This window comes from Paraburkholderia sp. SIMBA_053, assembly GCF_046534895.1.
In the GTDB taxonomy this organism is placed as follows: domain Bacteria; phylum Pseudomonadota; class Gammaproteobacteria; order Burkholderiales; family Burkholderiaceae; genus Paraburkholderia; species Paraburkholderia caledonica.
The window spans coordinates 1-233 of the sequence record NZ_JAWRXU010001810.1; the positions used below are offsets into that span (position 1 = coordinate 1).

Below are 233 nucleotides of genomic sequence, written 5' to 3' on the forward strand. Positions count from 1 at the left end.
TTATCAGCCATGTAATTCTGAGCGGCTTCCTGTCCGGCTAAAGCTCGGATGCCAGGTGTTGCCAGAGCCTTTACGAAGAACATCGCCTGAGAGGCATTTTCATCTCGCTGAAACTCACCAATGAATTTGTCAAACGCCTTCTGAAAGAAGTGTTTCACGGCAAACTCGACCGTTTTATCAATGTTCCTTGTCGAGCCAGCGAAGGCCTTTTTCATCTTCGCTTCGATGAAGGT

1 protein-coding gene is annotated in these 233 nt (G+C 47.6%); it reads right to left on the reverse strand.

Features of this window, described 5'->3' with window-relative positions; genetic code table 11:
• On the reverse strand, nt 1-215 hold a 215-nt coding region (locus SB753_RS41755), incomplete at its 3' end, for a hypothetical protein (RefSeq protein WP_410805777.1).
• Nucleotides 216-233: the final 18 nt, after the last annotated feature.